16 protein-coding genes are annotated in these 19601 nt (G+C 39.9%); 12 read left to right on the top strand and 4 right to left on the bottom strand.

The features are described 5' to 3' along the window. Nucleotides 1–294: 294 nt before the first annotated feature. The 8 genes from B2089_RS06035 (at nt 295) to B2089_RS06000 (ending at nt 9595) form a co-directional block, all read left to right on the top strand. Complete coding sequence (locus B2089_RS06035) at nt 295–1302, top strand: LPP20 family lipoprotein (RefSeq protein ID WP_296325549.1); 1008 nt, start codon at nt 295–297, stop codon at nt 1300–1302. 4 nt (nt 1303–1306) lie between these two features. Beyond that, nucleotides 1307–3790, top strand: coding sequence for a hypothetical protein (locus B2089_RS06030; RefSeq protein WP_296325551.1), 2484 nt, complete (start codon nt 1307–1309; stop codon nt 3788–3790). After that, entirely contained in the window at nt 3787–4155 is a 369-nt protein-coding gene (locus B2089_RS06025) for a hypothetical protein (protein WP_296325554.1), read from the top strand. Before B2089_RS06030 ends, B2089_RS06025 begins: the two co-directional genes overlap by 4 nt. Nucleotides 4156–4163: 8 nt before the next feature. Further along, nucleotides 4164–4916, top strand: a complete 753-nt coding sequence (locus B2089_RS06020; protein WP_296325556.1) for a prolipoprotein diacylglyceryl transferase — start codon at nt 4164–4166, stop codon at nt 4914–4916. 3 nt (nt 4917–4919) lie between these two features. Further along, nucleotides 4920–5699 (top strand): DUF3800 domain-containing protein, encoded by a 780-nt coding sequence (locus B2089_RS06015; protein WP_296325560.1) that lies wholly within the window; start codon nt 4920–4922, stop codon nt 5697–5699. 81 nt (nt 5700–5780) lie between these two features. Then, nucleotides 5781–7181: a His-Xaa-Ser system radical SAM maturase HxsB gene (gene hxsB, locus B2089_RS06010; RefSeq protein ID WP_296325563.1), complete on the top strand. Its 1401-nt coding sequence runs from the start codon at nt 5781–5783 to the stop codon at nt 7179–7181. Further along, nucleotides 7174–8169: a radical SAM protein gene (locus B2089_RS06005; RefSeq protein ID WP_296325566.1), complete on the top strand. Its 996-nt coding sequence runs from the start codon at nt 7174–7176 to the stop codon at nt 8167–8169. Before hxsB ends, B2089_RS06005 begins: the two co-directional genes overlap by 8 nt. 544 nt (nt 8170–8713) lie before the next feature. Beyond that, nucleotides 8714–9595, top strand: coding sequence for a DUF805 domain-containing protein (locus tag B2089_RS06000; protein ID WP_296325570.1), 882 nt, complete (start codon nt 8714–8716; stop codon nt 9593–9595). Nucleotides 9596–9710: 115 nt separating this feature from the next. Here B2089_RS06000 and hisIE read toward each other — a convergent pair whose 3' ends face one another. Next, nucleotides 9711–11012, bottom strand: a complete 1302-nt coding sequence (gene hisIE, locus B2089_RS05995; protein ID WP_296325572.1) for a bifunctional phosphoribosyl-AMP cyclohydrolase/phosphoribosyl-ATP diphosphatase HisIE — start codon at nt 11010–11012, stop codon at nt 9711–9713. A 120-nt stretch (nt 11013–11132) separates the two neighbouring features. Here hisIE and B2089_RS05990 point away from each other — a divergent pair, with 120 nt between their 5' ends. Further along, complete coding sequence (locus B2089_RS05990; RefSeq protein WP_296325574.1) at nt 11133–12299, top strand: dienelactone hydrolase family protein; 1167 nt, start codon at nt 11133–11135, stop codon at nt 12297–12299. Here B2089_RS05990 and B2089_RS05985 read toward each other — a convergent pair whose 3' ends face one another. Both B2089_RS05985 and B2089_RS05980 read right to left on the bottom strand, forming a co-directional pair. After that, a complete protein-coding gene (locus tag B2089_RS05985) occupies nt 12300–12785 on the bottom strand; it encodes a hypothetical protein (RefSeq protein ID WP_296325576.1) in 486 nt (161 codons plus the stop codon). It abuts the gene before it with no gap. An 11-nt stretch (nt 12786–12796) separates the two neighbouring features. Next, a complete protein-coding gene (locus B2089_RS05980; protein WP_296325578.1) occupies nt 12797–13762 on the bottom strand; it encodes a DUF2156 domain-containing protein in 966 nt (321 codons plus the stop codon). 217 nt (nt 13763–13979) lie between these two features. Between B2089_RS05980 and B2089_RS05975 the strand changes: the two genes are divergently transcribed. From B2089_RS05975 to B2089_RS05965, 3 genes are all read left to right on the top strand, one after another. After that, nucleotides 13980–14492 (top strand): hypothetical protein, encoded by a 513-nt coding sequence (locus B2089_RS05975; protein ID WP_296325580.1) that lies wholly within the window; start codon nt 13980–13982, stop codon nt 14490–14492. Between the two features lie 175 nt (nt 14493–14667). Beyond that, the gene (locus B2089_RS05970) at nt 14668–17769 is read left to right on the top strand and encodes a right-handed parallel beta-helix repeat-containing protein (RefSeq protein ID WP_296325582.1); all 3102 of its coding nucleotides are present in this window, start codon (nt 14668–14670) and stop codon (nt 17767–17769) included. A gap of 106 nt (nt 17770–17875) precedes the next feature. Continuing rightward, nucleotides 17876–18565, top strand: a complete 690-nt coding sequence (locus B2089_RS05965) for a tRNA-uridine aminocarboxypropyltransferase (RefSeq protein ID WP_296325584.1) — start codon at nt 17876–17878, stop codon at nt 18563–18565. On the opposite strand, the gene B2089_RS05960 is transcribed toward B2089_RS05965, so the two are convergent. Beyond that, nucleotides 18552–19601 (bottom strand): glycoside hydrolase family 3 N-terminal domain-containing protein (locus B2089_RS05960; RefSeq protein WP_296686334.1); only part of this gene is annotated, 1050 nt, incomplete at its 5' end. The genes B2089_RS05965 and B2089_RS05960 overlap by 14 nt on opposite strands.

Below are 19601 nucleotides of genomic sequence, written 5' to 3'. Positions count from 1 at the left end.
ACTCTGCTCTTACACGCAAGTTCCCAGAGCGAGCGCAATGCAAGTTTGTTGTTCGTCTACGAAAATTGCTTGTATAAGCAAAGAAAGTGTTACTGCGAGTTTTCGGCACGAAAACTCGTTAGTGAGCGTAGCGAACGACAAACGAACAGGCTGCTAAGGACAGATTCGTTCACTTGCAGAAACTGGTGGAGTTGTATAAATAACAAAGCTCTAGCATAAATGCGAACGGCACTGCTATTTGGGCAGTGCCGTTTTTATCTTTAAACATCGCAAAAATATTGTTATAATTTATTTATGATTAGGAGATTGTTCAATAATGTCTTTTTTATAATTTTTTTTACAATTGTCTCCTCTTTATATGCAAACGATACTTATCCTGTTTGGCTTCACGACAAAAATTCTGTTTATCCCTCTTCCGAATATATTTCTGCATTAGGCTCTGGAAAATCAAAGAAAATCGCAATGGAAGATGCCCTTGCTGGAATCAGCAGATATTTACGAACAGAAATAAAATCCAATGTAAAAGCAGAAACTAAAGCCGATTCGATAAACGGAAAATCAACTTATTCGCAAAAATTAGAAGAAACGGTGACAATTTCTTCTTCCGCAACTTTAAGTGGAATAGAATATACAAAGCCCTACTATGCCAAAAATGAAAAAACTTGGTATTGTGTAGCCTACATAAGTTGCGAATACGCATGGAATCAATATTTGCCAAAAATAGAGAACGCGAAATCTGCCTTTTACAGTTTTTACGATAAGGCAACAGAAGAAAATGAGCCTGTTTTTAAATGCAAGTTTTATAAGGTGTCGCAAGAGCCTGCCGAAAATCTGTTGATAACGCTTGATTATGCGCGGTTATTGCATCCGAAAAAGGAAGAAAAATATGCTTCTGACAGAAAAATTGTGATGGCTATCCCAAGCCTGATTGAAGCGGAAAAACTTAAATGTACTGTCTTTTTGGATATAAGAGGTGATTACGGAAATATTTTTTCTTCATCGATTTCAAAAGCTTTTTCAGAAAATGGATTTTTGGTTGTTGAAGATGAAAATAAAGCGAATTATGTGGCAACTGCCGTAATAAAAAATAACACTATCGGTGAAAATCCGCTCTCAATTACGCCATCTTTTGATTTCAAGCTTTTTGGAAAGTATAAAACAGTCTATTCTTTTAGCGACAGACTCGAAAACAAAACGACGGCATACGAATTGGAAAACGCGCAAAAGAAAGCATATCCTCAACTTGTTGAAAAAATTGCTAAAAAATTTTCTTTGGAACTGTCAGAATTATTAGGAAATTAAGAATATGAAAAATATAATGAATAATCGAATTTCTGTAATGATTTTATCACTGGCAATCATTCTGCAATCATGTGCCTCTACGAGCAATGTTTCAAAAACAGCCACAAAGCAAAATGCGAACAATTCCAATCTCTTGGTTCAAGTAGTTAGTCCGTTGTTGGAAAATATCGGCGGAACAGAGCAAATTTGGCTTGGCGGGCAGATTCAAGACAGGCTGAAATCAAATCTGCAAGATTACCTTGGAATGAAAATTGTCGCCGATTCAAAATCTGAAGATGCGCTGAAAAAATTACAGCGCGAAGCCGAGAGCGAGGCTCGTAACGAAAACACCGCCATTGAACTTGGCAAAATCACGACCGCACGATTTGCATTGTTTTCAAAAATCCGAAAGACAAACAACGGCTACATAATAAGTGCTGATTTTACAGACCTTACGACAGGCGAGCAAAAAGCAACGGCAACTTCAAAGGAATACACAAAAATCGAATATTTATACGGAAACACTGGGGCTGTTGATGAAATTACGCTTGCACTTGCGGATAAGTTGGGGGTAAAAATTAGTGATATTTATAAAAAAGTATTAACAAATGGTACTGCTGATTTTACAGTTGAAGCGCAGTTAGCTTTCGTGGAACAAAATGAAGCAAATTATAGGCGATTATTAAGCCAACTTGATGAACAATTGCAAATTCTTTCTGTTTCTACTGACAAAAATGCAGACAGCGAAAAAAGGAAAATTGAAGCAGAAAAAGCCTTGCTTGCGGAAAAGCAAACGGCAGAAGCAAAAAGAAAAATTGAACTTGAGGAAGAAAAAAGAAAATCGGATGCTGATTTAAAATTGGAAAAAGAACGCTCTATTGAGTTTATTACTCAGCGTGATAAACTAGCACAACAGGCGGCATTAAAAGCTACTGAAATTCGCAAAATGCAAATTGAACAACAAGGCGTGTTTGGGCAGATAAATACGATAGAAAATAAGAAAAAAGTTCTTGTAGAAATACGACAAGCAGCTGAGCAGAATTGTATTGAATTATACGAGCAATATCAGAAAGACAGGCGGGCAGAAATCGATAGAATTAAGAATAAGCCATATTCGGCTGTCGAACTTGAAAACGGTGAACCAACAAAAGCCGCTATTCAACGCAGGGAAAATCAAATTATTGTATCGAATGATTCCTTCTATAATAAATTTATGTCAGATGCGAAATCCGTAAAAAATGCAACCGTAGCTCAAGAGAATATTTTGCTCGCAGAAATCCGTACAGACCAAAAATCACTTACTAAAAATCGAACCGTAAGTAGTTTGGATGGCGAGTTAAAAGTAAGTTACGGCTCTTATAGCGGTGAAAACAACGGTTGGAATACATATATCTCACTTTATTCGGATGGAATCCTTTTATATGAAGATACTTTCATTTTAGAATATGAATCGCTCACAGGGAAAAAAGCCCCCGATGTTGCGGGAGAGCTGAATGATTCGGTAATAAATGAATATACGAATACTGTCGAAATGTACAATTCGCTTTTTGCTCGTGGAACACCACTATTTCATTTTGAACTAGATTACAATGTTATTGCAGAAAATGATGATAAAATAAGCAGATATACTTTTAATCTTAATAAAATCCGTATGTTTAGTATTGTTAATGAAAAACTTTTGCAAACTACGGATTTAAATAAAAAAACTTCTCGAATTATGAAACCATCATATGATATTAGTAATTCAGATGGAATTATACAGAAATCACAAAACTTAAAGAAACAAATAGATATGCTTCGTCAAAAAGGATTTAATGATTCACAGATTACTGATATTTTTATTGAATTTTGTAAGACTGATGATGGAACAGAAACTTTAAAATCTAAAGGATTCAATCGTTCTGAAATGGAAAAATTTATAAACTATGGAGAAATCACGCCAGAGATAACAGGACTATATGAATATAAATCTTGGAAAATGTCTCAGAAGATTGCGGAGGAAAAACAAAAACAGGAATATAACAGAAAGCATAAGTTTGATAAATTTATGGGCGGTATGACAGGTGCTTGGGTCGGGGGAGGAATGATTAACGGTTCAATGCAAAAGGGCGGCTATGGAGAATTTGATTTTTCATACAATCTTATTGGTCCATTATCTATTGGAGCGGATTGGCGCTTTAGCTGGGGAATAGAAACCCCATTGCTTGATGATTCTACACGCATAGACCTTGATGCATATTTATCATTAGGTGCGATGCTGCCAATTACTAGAAAAACCTCTATTATTGTTTATACAGCAGCTGCACCAGGCTTTTTTGTGTATCAAATTCCTAAAAATCCATATTATTCAGATAAAAGGAAAACAGAAACTGATACATATATCGATTTTAGAGCAGGACTTGTATTTCCAACTTCATTTGGAGATTTAAAATTTGTATATTCTAAAGAATTCTCAAACAAAAATGAGCAAATGAACATATTTGCCTTTTTGTGGGGAGGAAGGCTATGAAATTTCCTAAAATCTTAATTCCATTTTTAGCGGTCGTTTTGCCGACAATTCGATTTTCAACAAATGATACGGAATATAAAGTTAGTCAAAAAAACACTCAAAATAATGGCAAAGAAATAACTTCTGATGAATCAGCAGACCACAGCATTGTTTTACGACAGTTTTCTGATTCAGAACGATTTTTACAATTTGTAAAACACAGTTCTCATTCTTCGCATAGTTCTCATTCCTCACATAGTTCACATAAAAGCGGAAGCCATAGCTCTCATTATAGTAGTTCAGACTGCAACGGTTGTGCATTTGAAGACAATGAGCAAACAGAGGAAGAAGTACAAATATCATCTGAACTTATTGTAAGGCGATAACCGAACGAATGTTCCCCGAAATTCATTTTTTCAATCTGATTATTCCGATGTATCCTCTTTGCGTTGCGACAGGCTTTCTTATTGGAACAGCAGTTTTATATCTTTTTGCCTATAAATGCGATTTTCCAGAAAAATTAGTTTTCCCTTTAATGTGCTTCATAGAACTTGCCGTGATTTTGGGCGGTAAAATACTGTTTCTTTTGATAAATATTCACAATTTAACAAAGATTTTTGAAAAATTTGGTTTTATCGCAATTTTTACAAAAACAGGCTTCGTTTTCTATGGCGGGTTGTTTGGCGGATTCATTGCAGTTTTGGTTTTTTCAAAAATTTATAAAATATCACTTAATGAAATTCTTCCACTCGTTATAAGCGTGACACCATTGATTCATGCTTTTGGGCGGATTGGTTGTCTTTTTGTAGGATGCTGCTATGGTATTGAATACGATGGCTTTTGCTCTGTTCGTCTTCACGGTGTGAACAGATTTCCTGTGCAATTGTTGGAATCAACCATGCTGCTTGTTTTATTTGTTGTGCTTCAAGTGTTTTTATATAAATCAAGGAATAGAGTACCCTTCGCCTACTTTTTAGGCTACGGAACGCTTCGCTTTTTCTGTGAATTCTTACGGGGCGATGAATCAAGAGGATTTATAGGGCAATTTTCTGTTTCTGCTTGGATAAGTCTTATTATTTTTGTTGTAACTTTTATCGCTTGTTTTGTAACATTTTTCACACAATTATCTAAGAATCGGGTATCATAAAATATGAGCGAAAAAAATCTAAAAGCAAATTATTATTTTGACGAAGCAGGTGATCCGCAAATCTTGGGGCATCATGGCATTAATCTTATAAAGAAAGGGACTGCAAGCAAAGTTTTTATGGTGGGATTTTTGGAAACATCTTCGCCAAAAGAATTTACAAGAGCATTAAATAATTTGCGTGCGGAACTTACGAACGACGAATACCTAAAAGAAATTCCATCTTTTCATCATAGTCTTGAAATGTTTCATGCAAACAAAGACTGTTCGGAAGTCCGGGAAAAGGTTTATAAACTTTTAAAACAACAAGATTTTTCCTACTATTGCATTGTTGCACGAAAAAATGAAGATTTGTTCCGAAAAAAATTCAATATGAGTCAAAAATCATTATACAAATATTTAGTTGCAAAACTGTTGGAAAACAGACTGCATTTTTATAAGAACATCGACCTATATTTCAGCTCAATGGGAAGTGTCGTCCGCCAGACATCAATGCAACAAGCGGTGGATTCGGCAATTTCTGCTTTTAACGAGAAGAATCAAACACAAAATACAAGTAATATCCGTGTGTTCATTCAACAGTCATCGGAAATTCCGCTGTTACAGGCTTCCGATTATGTTCTTTGGACAATTCAGCGTGCTTATGAGCGGGGAGATTTTCGTTACTATAATTTTTTAAAAGATAAAATCAAACTTGTATATGATATTTTTGATACAAAAAATTATCCAGAAAACTGGTATTCCGAAATAAATCCGTTGGAGGCAAAAAAAATAGACCCTGTATAAGACTATGCTGCTTTCGCAACGCATGGCACGACGCCCACTTTCATCTTATTAGGACCTATCTGTAATCAATATACTATGGCTTTGCAAAAAAATCAATGTTTTTCCGAACAATTCCACGGTTCATTCCTTCTCACCAATTCCGCTGGCGAGCATCTTTTTCTTTCTCCAGAAGATTTTGCTGTTTTTCAAGAAAATCCGGAAAAACTCTCTGATAAAACAAAATCTCTTCTAAAATCCCGCTTTTTTATTTATGAAGAGGACAATGGGAACGAATTCAAAAACATTTATAACATAAAATATCGCACAAAACATTCTTACCTTGAAAACGAATCACTCTTACTCATGGTTGTGCCGACTATTTCCTGTAATTGCAGTTGTGTGTACTGTCAGGTAAACAGTCGGAAAAACAACTCTTCCGAAAATGATATGTCGCTAAAAACGGCTCTTGCTTTCTGTGATTTTGTGTTTGCTCTTCCTCACAAGAATATTAAGATTGAGTTTCAGGGAGGAGAACCGTCTCTCAGATTCGATACGATTGAATTTATTGTCCGCAGAGTAAGGCATTTAAATCGAAAATATCATAAAGATATTGAATATGTAATTTGTACGAACCTTATGAATCTTTCGGCACATGAGCTGAAAATCTTGCGAAAGTTTAGGATTGCTATTTCTACTTCCCTCGATGGAGCAAAATCTGTACATGAAAAGAATCGCCCTTCAACACATGTTGACTCTACTTACGATTCTCTGATAAAGAATGTGGAACTTGTACGAAAGAATGAAATCTATCCATCGGCACTCGTAACAATCACGGCACTAAATCTGTCGAGAATGGACGAAATCATAGACACCTACATTGAAAATCATTTTGAATCTATTTTTATCCGTCCGTTGAACAATTATGGTTGTGCGTTCAAAAATAAAAGTGTTTACTACAATCTTGAAGATTATATTTCCGCTTACAAAAATGCGATTTTATACCTTATTAACCGAAATCTGAATGATGGAATAAATCTTCGTGAAGAAATGTTTTCTATTGTTTTGCGAAAGATTTTTTCACCATTTAATGACGGCTTTGTTGATATGCAGAATCCCTGTGCGCTTGGTCAGATGTGCATGATTGTAAAGCAGAATGGAGATGTTTATCCCTCCGATGAATCTCGCATGATTTCTGAGATGGGAAACGAGCATTGGAAAATGGGTAATGTGAATGACAGAAATTGCCTCATCACAATGCAGGCAAAGAGGACTGAAATTTTAGAAAACGGGCGTTTGGAAAATTATGAAGAATGCAGGGATTGCGTTTACAGCCCTTTTTGCTATGCCGACCCGATAAAAAAGTGGTATATTCAGAATATTGCCGGTGAAGAATATGAATCATACTGTGGAATACGAAAAGAGTTGTTTCGGTTTGTTTTTGAGCAAATAAAAAATGCGGACGAGCGAAAATTATCGTTATTCAGGAGATGGGCGAATGCGTGATAAATCATTTATTCTCATTCCGAGTAAGAAGAAATATAAGAAGATTAATTTAGAAACTGGAAACATAGAGCTTTTTTCTCAATCAAAAGATGAGTCTGAGAAAATTCATGATATTATGCTTCTTGAAAATGATAAAAAACATCTGCTTTTCAGAATAGAAAACCGTGAATTAACTTTTTTCATCACTTCAAAATGCAATCATCATTGTATAATGTGTCCTCAAAAACTTGATATTGATTCTCAAGACAACGATTTGATTTTACAACGAGTGATTGAAAATCTTTATTACGATGACCTTGACGGAATTTGCTTTACGGGCGGTGAACCTATGTTAAAAATGCAATTCATTGAACAGGTTTTGCAGAAAGCGCCAGAACGAGTTTTTATTACGATTTTGACCAATGGGTCAATCTTACCTAGTGAGCAGATTTTGAGATCAGAGAGGGTAAAACTTTGCGTTCCTCTTTATGCGCCTTATGATGAACTTCACAATAAAATGACAGGCTCAAAATCTTTTTACAAGGTTGTTGAAAATCTGATAAAAATTTCTCAATATGAGACTCTAATCGAACTGAGATTTGTGCTGACAGCTTTAAACTGGAGGAGTCTTGAAGAATACGCACGTTTTGTTTGGAGAAATCTTCCGTTTGTACAGGATGTCGCATTTATGGGAATGGAGCTTACAGCGGAGGCTCATAAAAACAATGATATACTCTGGATAAATCCAAGAGAATATATCCCTGCATTACAAAAAGCTGTTTCATATCTTGATTCTTGCGATGTTACAGCATGGATATACAACTTGCCGTACTGTTTATTTGAAGAGAATTATCAAAAATTCTTGGTGAAATCAATTTCCCCATGGAAAATTCAATATCTGCCTGTCTGTAGTAATTGCAAAATGAAAACTGATTGTGGCGGAATGTTTTTTTCTGATGTAGGGGAATTTGAAAAGATTTTAGCTTTGAATTCCAAGGAGATAAGGTAAAAAATGATTAGTCTGTTGCTAGTAATAGAAGCAGATTAAAAATACAATTTGTCAGAAAGGAGCGTAAATACTCATGGAATCCCAGTTAATCGAATACAAAGAATCTTGGCACTTTTAGCTATACCCTAACTTTAGAAAAAATAGCAATAAATATCCGACTCTGTTGGGCGAGTTTTGCAAAGCAAAACTCGTTAAGCAAGACGCGAAGCGGATTGCGACGATTTGCGGTTTTGCAAAATGTGCAGGCGTGTCAAATCAGCCTGAGGCGACACCTTCTGTACCCTTCAAACCATAAGAAGCGATAACGCCCCTTGCGAGGAGATTTTTCCTTGCGAGGGGCGTTTTTTTTGTGCCATGTGTGCGTGCGAGGATGTAAGTGATTCACGGACTTTCATTTCTGCCATAATCCTAGCATAGCAAAAAAATCAAAAATTTAAACTACAGTGCCGCTCATTGACACCTTGACGAGGCCGATTATTTCAAGCTTTACGCTGATGACTCCGATTTTTAATACAAAATATGATTTTTGTGCTATATTTTTTGTATGGATGCTATGAGAAAAATGGATATAATCTCAATCATCATTTCACTAATCGTTACTGCTATTGTAATTCATAATACACACGGACGGATTAGCAGGAACCGATACTGGAAAATAGAAATTGCTATGCTTGCTGGCTTCATTTTTTACTGGGCTTTCGCTGTAATTATGCTTTTTGTTTTTCACTTTTCTTTGTTTTGGGGATTGGGATTTATAGGAAGTGTGATTTTTATTTACAAATACTGGCAGCTTCAAATCCTTCGCTTTCATGATTTGAATTATTCTGGTTGGTATTGTTTGTTTGGGCATGTCCCAATAGTAAGATTGTATTTTCTATATATCAGATTCTCTAAAAAACGGACAGCTTTGATAAACGAATTTGATGAAAGCATTGATTATCTCAGCTTCCTAAGGAAAAACAGTTTGTACCCAGAAATAAGTTTTCTTTCAACAGATGGAGTGGATTTTTTTGTTAACGGTATAAAATTTGAATACAGAAAATATAATAATCATGTTCAGTACGAAGTTTCAAAAATTAGCCTTGAAGAAAACAAGCTGCTTGAAGAATACTGCAAGAAGAACTTTAAGCAGACAGAAAATGCGCCAAGCTATGCTGAAAAATATAAAATTTCATTCTTGGATGAAGGTAGCCTTCTGGAGAATATAAAAAGAGACTTGCATGCAATGGTTTATAAAGATGGATTTGTCTTGATTAATGGCGCAGAAGTCTTTATTAGAAAAAATTATGATTTGTATGACATCGTTTATAAAAGAGAATTTTCTCCCCAAATAAAATTGTATTCTGCAATAGAAGATGACGGTGAATATTGCTGTCAGACTTTAACCAAGCAAGAATTGGTCAATTTGATAAAAGTCTTTGCTTGATAATTTTTACAGTATCGGCTTGGTTCGCGAATTAAAAGAAAAAGGCTTATAAAGTCTGCAATCTGGGCAAAAAAATACCACCGCTTTCTAACGGTGGCATGACAGATTCATCGCCCTATTTTTCTTTGTGCCGTCTGTCCAGCTCGTTGTAGACATCCTGCCAGGTGACGCCTTCTTTGTACATGAGAACGCTCACGAAATACAAGAGGTCGGCGGCCTCCCAGATAACTTCATCTTTTGAATCGGCATCATCGGTGAGCTCTTCGGCTTCTTCCATGACCTTTTCCCGCACTCGTTTTGCGTCCAAAGTCGCAGTGTAGCTTCCCGGCCGTGGGTTTGCAAATCGCTCTGCAATGGTTCCGTAAAGCCGCTCAAGATTTGATTTTGCATCCGGCTCAGCACCAAAGCAAGTGTAGCTTCCCGTGTGGCAGACTCCGCCGTGGGGGAAAACCGTGGCAAGAACAGTGTCCCGGTCACAGTCAACGCGCATTTTGATAAGCTCAAGGAAATGTCCGCTTGTCTCGCCCTTAGTCCACAAGGCTTTTCGTGTGCGGCTGAAGAAAGTAAGTTTTCCGCTTTCAAATGATTTTTCAAATGCTTCCTTATTAGAGTAGCCCATCATCAGAACTTCACCGCTGGGGCTCTGGGCGATTACCGGAATCATTCCGTCAACTTTTTCAAAATTAAGACAGCCGATAAAAGCATCTTTTAAATTAACTTTTCCAGTGTACAAAGCCATTCCCAGCTGAACGTCGCAGCCGAGTTTTTCAAGCTCTACAATCTGCTCAATGGAATTTACGCCGCCCGCAACAACCACGCGGCATTTGACGGCTTCTCGCAAGCTCTTACAGGCTTCCATATCGGTTCCCTGCATACAGCCTTCTTTTTCGACACAGGTGAACAAAAGCTCAGAGCAGTATTTTTCAGCCTCTTTTGCCCCTTCAATCAGAGGAATATCGACCGTCTCAGTCCAGCCTTTGACGGCGATTTTGCCTTTAATCGCATCGACAGAAATAATGACCCGCTGCTTACCGATTTTTTCGCAGAGTTCCTGCAAAAATTCTTCGTTGAGGACAGACTCTCCGGCCTTTGGATTTGGATTCCAAGCCGCGCTTCCGACGATAACTTTTTCGGCTCCCAAAGAAATAAGCTCACGGGCTTTTTTGACATCGCGGATGCCGCCTCCAACACGCACATTTCCCCGCCGCAAGAGTGATTTGAGCAATGGGGTGTTTTTTGTGTTTCCCTTTTCGTCTGTATTACGAAGTGCCTGGTCAAGGTCAATGATTGCGACCTCACCGTATTTGTTAAAATCAGAAATCAAAGAATCAGAATCGTCTCGCTGGAGAACTAAATCTTTTCCGTTTTTGAGCTGGACAACATGTCCGTCTTTCATGTCGATTGAAGCGATTACCATAGAAGAAATTATACAAAAAAATCAGATTATACACAATGAAGAGAATTTACACGCTGTTGAGCATATTTTAGATATTATTTTACAAAATATGCTCTTATCCTCAAAGTAATGGAGGAATTTATGATGAAAAAGTCACTTTCAATCATCGCTGCGGCTTTGCTTTCAGTCTCTCTTTTTGCAGAAGGAAGCAAAGATTATGTAAAGCAGGAAATCAATGCAAATGATCGCTGCTTGCCAACTTTCTACGAGTCAATACTTAAAAAATGGAACTTCTCGCTTGGCTGGAAAGACGGAAATGCAAAAAAATGGAAGAAAGCCGGTCTTGAAAAAGCAAAAGAGCTTATCATCCAAAACGAAGACAAAACGCCATTTGATATGGTCGTAATTGCCGAAGAACAACGCGAAGGCTACAAAGCCCAGAAAGTTGTATTCAACATCAGTGAAGAAAGCCGTGTCCTCGCTTATCTTCTTATTCCTGATGGCGGAAAAAAATATCCGGCAGCCCTCATGCTCCACGATCACGGTTCAAAATTCGTAATCGGTAAAGAAAAAATGGTCAAACCCTTTGGCGACACAGAGGAAGACGCTCAGAAACTCTCTGAGGCAGAAAAATGGTCTGTAAAATATTTCGGCGGACAGTTCCCTGGAGACGAACTTGCAAAGCGCGGTTATGTTGTATTGAGTTTTGACGCACTCGGCTGGGGCGATCGCTCTGTCCCAGACTTCAAAACTGCCAGCCAGCAGTCACTTGGTTCAAACCTTTTCAACATGGGTACAAGTTTCGCGGGAATCATCGCACAGGAAGATGTTCGTGCGGCAAAATTCCTTGCATCTCTCCCACAAGTCGATAAAAAGAAGGTCGCTTGTATCGGATTCAGTATGGGTGGCTTCCGCTCTTGGCAGCTTGCCGCTTTAAGCGATGATATTACGGCCGGCGTTGCAGTCTGCTGGTTCGGCACAATGAAAGGTCATATAATTCCTGGTGACGGTCAGCTCAAGGGAAATTCTGCATTCAGTATGCTCCATCCGACAATCGCAAAATACCTGGACTATCCTGATGTAGCAGGTCTTGCCGCTCCAAAGCCAATGTACTTTATCGGTGGCGACAATGATGCTGTAAACCCAACCGCAGGAACAAAAGAAGCATACGAAATCGTTCACAAAATCTGGAAGGCAAACAAAGCCGAAGACAAACTCAAGACCGAGTTGCTCCCTGGCGGCGGACATGAATATCTCCCGGCACAGCAGCTTTCTAGCTTCGAATGGTTAGACGCGCAGTTTAAATAATTAAAACACAATCTTAAATCCCGGCATGCACTCTTTTATCATGTCGGGATTTTCTTTTGCATAAGAGATGATTTTTTCGCCCAAGCCTGAATTGACGAGATTTTCTACATTTTTAACAGGTTGGCGATTTATGGCAGGGCAGGTGTTTTCCAGCATAACTTTGACCTGTCCGTCAATTTTTGTGGCTCGCAGAGGCCAGATTGAGCAGTCGAAGGGTTTTTCCTCTTTTGAGAGAAGGCAGCCTTTGTCACCCAAAAAAGGACAAGCCGCCTCTTCTTCACTGTCATCGCTTTTGTAAAGATGGAGCAAATCCAGGGTGAAGCTTTCGCTCCCGGCATTTTTAAAGCGCGCCTGAGGGTACTTTTTTTCGAGTTTTTCTTTCGTTGATTTATCAAAAAGTGGCGTTTCCCACAAACTCTTCCGTCTGAACGAGCAGCAGAATCGGCAGGCGTCACAATCTTCCCCGGATAAAATCGATTTTAACATCGCCCTTCCCCCTAGACAGAATAAAACTTTTCCAGAAGATTGTCGGGGTGGTAGCTCAATTTTGCCTTACGCAGACCTTCCACCCCCATGTCTTCCTCTCGGTTCAGAAATTCGTAGGAATCCGCCGAAGAAGCAAAGCACCAGTTTATCGCCGCATAAGCTCCGTTTGCCGCCGCCTCGGAAAGACACTTCTCAAAATGAACATCAAGCATTTTCTCCGAAATTCGAGAAGCGAGCGTCATCGCGACAGGTTTGCCGTTCGTGTACAAAACTCCGCCGTCGAGCGCAAAATCCTCTTTGTTCTCAAGCGCGGTTTTTATCATCTCATGCTCAAGCAAAAGGATTTTTTTGTCAGCCTCGGAAGTTTCGATTTCATTTGAGGCGAAGCGCTCTTCAAGCCATTTTTCTGCCACAAAAATCATATCCTCGGAAATAGCGCATAAATTTAGCGAGCGGAATTCCCAGTTTCCCTCGTAGATTCTCTGAAAGCGGGAGACATGATTCTTTTTCTTATGATAAGTCTTTCCCTGCAGTGCGGCCAAATTCTGCCTGAGGTAAATATAATCACAATCGTCGCGGTTAGTCTGCCAGTCAATCTTAATCTCTGGAAAATCACTTTTTAATACAGAGTCAATCTGATTTTTCTGGCTTTCGCTGAGCAGGCAGAATTTTACTTTCCGTCCCATTAACTTGGCATCTTCAATAATCAGGGAAATCGCCTCAGTTAAAGTGTGATTTTTGTCGGCTTCGGACAATTTCGAGTCACAGAGCTTCAACGGAAATCCGTAGCCCGTGCGGTTTTCCGCGCCAGTGTAATAACGGAACAAAAAGCCTTTCTCTATCGCGGTTTTTGTGTCATATTTTTTTTGAAGAAGAAAAATGTTCACCAGGGAAGTGTCGCTGCCTTCCAAATCCGAGGAAAGCAGGCAATCTTTGAGACAGTGAAAATCTTTTAAAGTCAGAATAGACCAGTTCATGCGTAGGTAAAATATACTAAAAAATCAGAAAATCGTCATCAAGAAATGATTGCAGAAGTCTATATGTTAAAAAAGTCAGAATAATCAAAACTATCGTATGTTTTTTATTTTTCCGAAGTCTTATACTCTAAAATGTACTTGAAATTCAATATTTCTTGTAACAATCTTATAAAAAAAAGGTTCTATATTTAAGAACGAAAAATGGAGGTAAAATCCTATGAAAAAACTTATCACAGTAATCGCGGCTTCATTGTTGCTCGGTGCTTCTGTTTTTGCAGAAGGCTTTATTAATGCAAATGACCTTGCGCTTGGAACGGTTGACTCTCCTCGAAAGGAGGAAGACGGATTCGTTCTTAATGCAACAAAGGCTGAAAAGCAGTTCCTTGTGGTTGAAGACAAATCCGCTGATCCCGTAACTGTTGACGGCGAGAAAATCACGAATCGTATCAATTTCAAAGGTGGCGGCACTGCTACTTACAGAAGTATCTCTTTCCCTGCAAAAGCGGGCGAGACAGTTACGATTTACGGTTTGTCTGCAAAAAAAGATGCAGAACGACCTGTGAAAGTTATTAACGCAGAGGGCGTAGAAATCAAAGAATTTGCAGCTGCAAAAGATGACCACTCGAAACCTGTTCCTCCGATGACATTCAAAGCTCCAGCTACAAGCACATACACCGTGTTCTCTCAGGGTGGTGGATGGTATCTTTATAAAATTGTTGTAGCAAAATAATTGATAAAATAAGCACTCCTCTTCCAATTGTTTTGACTAAAAAGCACGGGTTTTCGCACAAGAACCTGTGCTTTTTTTATTTGAATTCGTTTCATAACAAATAATTGTCGGAAATTTTCTTGTTTTTATGGTAGAATTATGATATCTGTATTTTTTCATAAAAAAAGGAGAATATATGAAAAAGGTATTTGCAAGGCTTGGGGCGATTCTTGCAGTCGCGCTCTTTGCAACAGCAGGCCTTTCGGCACAAGACCGAAAAGCTTGGTCGAGCGTTGCAGCCCCAGTTATCACAGGCATTGAGAAGGTGAGCGACAACGAATATATCATTTCGTACAACTGTCTCACGGGTAATGATGGTGCGGACGAAGGCGTTGTTTCTGCCACTTCCGATACAGGCGTATCAATAACAAGAACTTTCGGAAAAACTCGAAAAGAAGCAAAACAAACGCCTATCAAGTTCGAGAAAACGGGAACTTACTCAATCGTCATAAAAGCAAAGCGCAACGGCGAAACTGAAACCCACGATTCTGCTCCAAAAACGATTACATTCAAGCTTGATTTGGCAAAAACTTCGGTAACGGCATTGAATGTCGGCGAAGGCGTGGTCGAAGTCTCTTGGACTCCAGTTGATGAGGCTGACGGCTACATTCTTTCTTACACCGATGACAACGGCAAAACGGTCTCAAATCCGTCAACGAAAGATTTGTCTGCGAAAATTCAGCTCAAAGCCGGAACAAAAACCACGCTCAAAGTCACGACGACTCGCGGCGCGGACAAATCAGTCTCAGAGCCAATCAAAAAGACCGTCAGCGCAATCGCTGAGCGGGTCTGGAACTTCACCGAATTCGGCACTTCAACAAACCCGAACCGAAACAACATGGAGATGATTGACCCGGACAATCTCACGGTCAAACTCAATTCTTGTACTTTCGATCCGAAAACAGGCAACATCATCGACAAGGGCGGCAAATTCGAGACATTCTTCGACGGAATTTCTTTCTATTATACAGCCATCGACCCATACAAAGAGAACTTTGAGCTTACGGCAACGGTCACGGTCGATTATCACAACCCATCTGCAGACGGTCAGGAAGGCTTCGGCCTTTTGGCAATTGACCGACTAGGCGCTGACGGTCAGCCGATGATTATCGCTTACAACAACTCGGCTGGTATCATCTCACGAAAATACACAACTCATGTAAACGGTGTCAAAAAAGAAATCAAAGACGGTCTCGGCTCACGATTTGTCAGCGGTCTTACCGATGCAATCATTGAGGGCGGCGACGCGGAGATTTCAAAAAAAGCAACGAGCATCAGCAAGGCGTTCAGCTATGACCAGGCTTCTGACGCAATCAAAACAGGCGATGTCTACCGAATCACGCTCAAAAAAGACAACACTGGCTACCACGCAATCTACAAACGCGCAGTCGCTTCTGAGGATTCTGTCGAAGAATTCATCATGTACGACAGCGAGAACAAAAAGCTTACCCAGCTCGACAAAGACCACATCTATGTCGGTTTTGCCGTTGCGCGAGGTTGTAACGCGACTTTCAGCGATGTAGACTTCAAGGTCACTGACCCGAAGAAAGACCCGCCGCCAACGGAAGAGCCACCGGAGCTTGTTCCTCTCGCAACTCTCATCGACTGTCCGACAACTTGGTACAACACAAAATATCCGTTCGTGTTCACTTCAAACACAAAGGGTACTATCACTGTAAAGGACAACGACGGCAAAGTCCTTCTCAACGAAGGCAAAGTCGAGGCAAATGTTGACTTCAAACAGACTCTCAAAATCAAGAACGGAATCAACGACCTCACCGTGACATTCACGCCTGAAGACGGTTGGATTCCTTATCCAAAAGCGGTCGTTGCTCAGTATGACAAAACTTTGGGTGAATATGTCAAGAATTACAACGCGGTAACATACACGCACAGCATCATCTCTAAAGCTATCAAGGGAAGCAAAATCTATGTTTCTCAGAAAGGTGATGTATTCGGCGACGGTACAAAAGAATCTCCTGTCGATTTGGAATCTGCGATTCAGTATTCTAAGCCTGGCCAGACGATTCTCCTTGCTGGCGGCAGATACTATCTCACTAAGTCTCTCATGATTGACCGAGGAAACGACGGTACTGCAAAGGCACGAAAAGTCCTCATGTCAGAAGACCCGAACAACCGGGCGATTATCGACTTCTCGAACGCAAAAATGTCAACTTCGGGAATCAACCTCTACGGAAGTTATTGGACAATCAAGAACATTGATGTCACAAAAACTCCTGACGACTGCAAGGGTATTCAGGTCGCAGGTAATTACAACCAGCTTATCATGGTTGATACCTACCTCAATGGTGATACAGGTATCCAGATTTCAGGCCGCTCTTCTGAACCATACGAAAAATGGCCTCATGACAACTTGATTTACGGCTGTGAATCATTTGGAAACTCTGATCCTGCACAGAATAATGCAGACGGTTTTGCTTCAAAACTAACAACTGGTGATGGAAACATCTTCCGCAACTGTGTCGCGCACCACAATGTCGATGACGGTTGGGATTTGTACTCTAAGATTGAGACTGGTCCGATTGGCGCAGTCATCATCGACAACTGTATCGTTTACGCAAACGGCACAAAACTTGACGGCTCTGGAAAGGGTGACGGAAACGGCTTCAAACTTGGCGGTGACGGTATCGGAATCAAACACATCTTGCGCAACTCTATTTCTTGGGACAACGGTGTCAACGGCGTTACGAGCAACTCTAACCCTGCCCTTATCCTCGAACGAGTAACATCATTCGGAAACGGCGCATACAACATCGCTCTCTACGGAAAAGGCAAAGCTGAAGATAATCCACGAAGATTCAAGGCAACTGGTGTACTCTCTCTTCAGGGCGGTATGATGGACAAATATGATGAACAGCCGAAACTTCTCTCTGATGTAAACTACTTCTTCAACGGTGCAAAAGCCGCAAATGCAAAAGAGGAAGTCATCGAGAAAGACGCATTGGTAAATATCGATACAAGCGCATGGAAAAAAGGCTACAAGGATGACGGAAAGACATTCAACCGAATCCCACGCGATGAAAATGGTGTATTCGATATCGGTGATTTGTTCAAACTCACAAGCAAGGTTCCAGATGGAATCGGTGCAGATTACAACTCAACGACATTCAAGATTCCTTCTGCAAGCTCAAGTAAGCTTCCAATCGTGATTGTCATTATTGTTATTGTGGCTGCTGCATGTGGATTTGTCCTTCTTAAAAAGAAAAAGAGCAACTAATATAACGCTGCTACCATAATTCATTTCCCCGCATTTCTTCTTGAAGTGCGGGGATTTTTTTGTTTTCCTACTTTTCATAATTCCATAAAAAAATTAAACTCTCTAAATGCGCACAATCTGTTATAAGTGTCTCCGACCAATCGAAACCTGTCTCTGTAAATTCCTTCCGCCTTTTGATTCTGGCGTTAAGTTCGTTTTTCTCATGCATCCCAAAGAAGCGAAACGCAATCGCACTGGAACAGGAAGAATCGCGCACGCCGGGCTTCTTGACTCAGAGATTTTAGTGGGAATTGATTTCACAAAACATGCCCGCTTGTGCGAGCTTCTGGCAGACGAACGCTACTATCCCGTGCTTCTCTACCCTGGAGAAGACGCGTGGAATGCTCAAAAAGAGGGTTTTAAATCCCAAATCGGCAAAAAAAAACTGCTTGCAATCATAATTGACTCAACATGGTTCTGCTCAAAAAAAATGATTCGTCTCAGCACGAATATCATGGCGCTTCCCAAACTCAGTTTTGCAAAATCCTACCGCTCGATTTACACTTTTAAAAAAGAACCCAGCGAGGAATGTGTTTCTACGATTGAGACTTGTTACTATTTGATTAAAGAATTACAGGAAGCAGAAATCGTTGATGGAAGCGTGAATCCAGAATGTCTTATGACGGCATTTAAGGAACTGATAAAATTCCAGCTTCAAAAAGAAAATGACCGAATCGACGGTAAACTTCCGAATTCACACGCAACTGATTATAAATACACCAAAAAGAAAGAAATTCCGGATTTTATTTCAGATTAAGTGGCAACTTTCCTTCTGGCTCGAAATCCCCGGCCAGCACACCGAACAGAGCCTTAAAAGTGTAGGGCGAATAACTGTAACCAAAGAGAATTGTGTCAGCAAAATCAAACCCGGTCAAAACCGGCACTGGCGTAAGCACGGACATAATAATCACGCGTTTCCCCGATTTTTCAAGGCGTTTTGCAATCATTGCGCTCCGCTCATTAGCCACGCATATAATTATCGTATCGTAATTTGGGGCCATTGCCTCGATGTTGTTGCTCATCCAGTCAGCCTGAACAGGACCGAGTTCATAGTCAAATTTAAACTGGGCGTAATCCCCTAAGGTTTTTTTTGCCTCATCGAAAAATTCAGGAAACTGATTTTGACCAGCCACCAGAATTTTTTCATTTGAGTTGCGTTTGTAAGGAATCGAACCTTTTTTATACATTGTGATTGAGCGACATGCCTGAGACAAGAAGAATTTCTGCCCGTCTTTGTCTGGAATTTGCTCTTTTAATCGAGCAATTTCAGGATAAAGAGGAGCCGCATTTCCACTTTTAAAATACGCCAATTTTGACAGAACCACCCTGCGAGCGGCTGCTACTACGATATCCCGGAATGTTTTTTCGTTTTTCATTGTGGCAAGGTTCATCGTCCAAAGCCGCTCGTCAAGTTCTGCGGTGCGGGAAGAAATTATAATATCATTTCCTGCTTCAATCGCCATTTTAAAAGCTTCTGAACTGTTTCCAGCCCAGCCCCATGCGCCCTGCATCATCATATCATCTGTAATAATCAAACCTTTATAGTGTAGTTTCTCGCGCAAAATATCATTAAGCCACACGCGGGAAAGAGAGGCCGGGTCTTTATCAATACGAGGATAAAGCAAATGACCGCTCATAATTGCCGGAACATTCTGGCTTATTAAATATTTAAACGGAATGAACTCACGCTGGTCGGCAACATCGTAATCAATGTAAACTTCTGGTAATTTTACATGCGAATCTGCGCTTGTGTCTCCATGACCAGGAAAATGCTTTGCAGTAGGAATGACGCC

The organism is Treponema sp. UBA3813 (assembly GCA_002368605.1).
GTDB lineage: Bacteria > Spirochaetota > Spirochaetia > Treponematales > Treponemataceae > Treponema_D.
This window is presented reverse-complemented; position numbering and strand designations above follow the sequence as displayed.

What these genes read in the sequence shown, in the direction of transcription:
- hisIE (WP_296325572.1), bottom strand. Translation starts at nt 11,012, where the DNA reads ATGGTAATCGCTTCAATCGACATGAAAGACGGACATGTTGTCCAGCTC.
- B2089_RS06025 (WP_296325554.1), top strand. Translation starts at nt 3,787, where the DNA reads ATGAAATTTCCTAAAATCTTAATTCCATTTTTAGCGGTCGTTTTGCCG.
- B2089_RS05980 (WP_296325578.1), bottom strand. Translation starts at nt 13,762, where the DNA reads ATGAACTGGTCTATTCTGACTTTAAAAGATTTTCACTGTCTCAAAGAT.
- B2089_RS06015 (WP_296325560.1), top strand. Translation starts at nt 4,920, where the DNA reads ATGAGCGAAAAAAATCTAAAAGCAAATTATTATTTTGACGAAGCAGGT.
- B2089_RS05965 (WP_296325584.1), top strand. Translation starts at nt 17,876, where the DNA reads ATGCGCACAATCTGTTATAAGTGTCTCCGACCAATCGAAACCTGTCTC.
- B2089_RS05985 (WP_296325576.1), bottom strand. Translation starts at nt 12,785, where the DNA reads ATGTTAAAATCGATTTTATCCGGGGAAGATTGTGACGCCTGCCGATTC.
- B2089_RS06035 (WP_296325549.1), top strand. Translation starts at nt 295, where the DNA reads ATGATTAGGAGATTGTTCAATAATGTCTTTTTTATAATTTTTTTTACA.
- B2089_RS06030 (WP_296325551.1), top strand. Translation starts at nt 1,307, where the DNA reads ATGAAAAATATAATGAATAATCGAATTTCTGTAATGATTTTATCACTG.
- B2089_RS06020 (WP_296325556.1), top strand. Translation starts at nt 4,164, where the DNA reads ATGTTCCCCGAAATTCATTTTTTCAATCTGATTATTCCGATGTATCCT.
- B2089_RS05975 (WP_296325580.1), top strand. Translation starts at nt 13,980, where the DNA reads ATGAAAAAACTTATCACAGTAATCGCGGCTTCATTGTTGCTCGGTGCT.
- B2089_RS05990 (WP_296325574.1), top strand. Translation starts at nt 11,133, where the DNA reads ATGATGAAAAAGTCACTTTCAATCATCGCTGCGGCTTTGCTTTCAGTC.
- B2089_RS06005 (WP_296325566.1), top strand. Translation starts at nt 7,174, where the DNA reads ATGCGTGATAAATCATTTATTCTCATTCCGAGTAAGAAGAAATATAAG.
- B2089_RS06000 (WP_296325570.1), top strand. Translation starts at nt 8,714, where the DNA reads ATGGATGCTATGAGAAAAATGGATATAATCTCAATCATCATTTCACTA.
- B2089_RS05970 (WP_296325582.1), top strand. Translation starts at nt 14,668, where the DNA reads ATGAAAAAGGTATTTGCAAGGCTTGGGGCGATTCTTGCAGTCGCGCTC.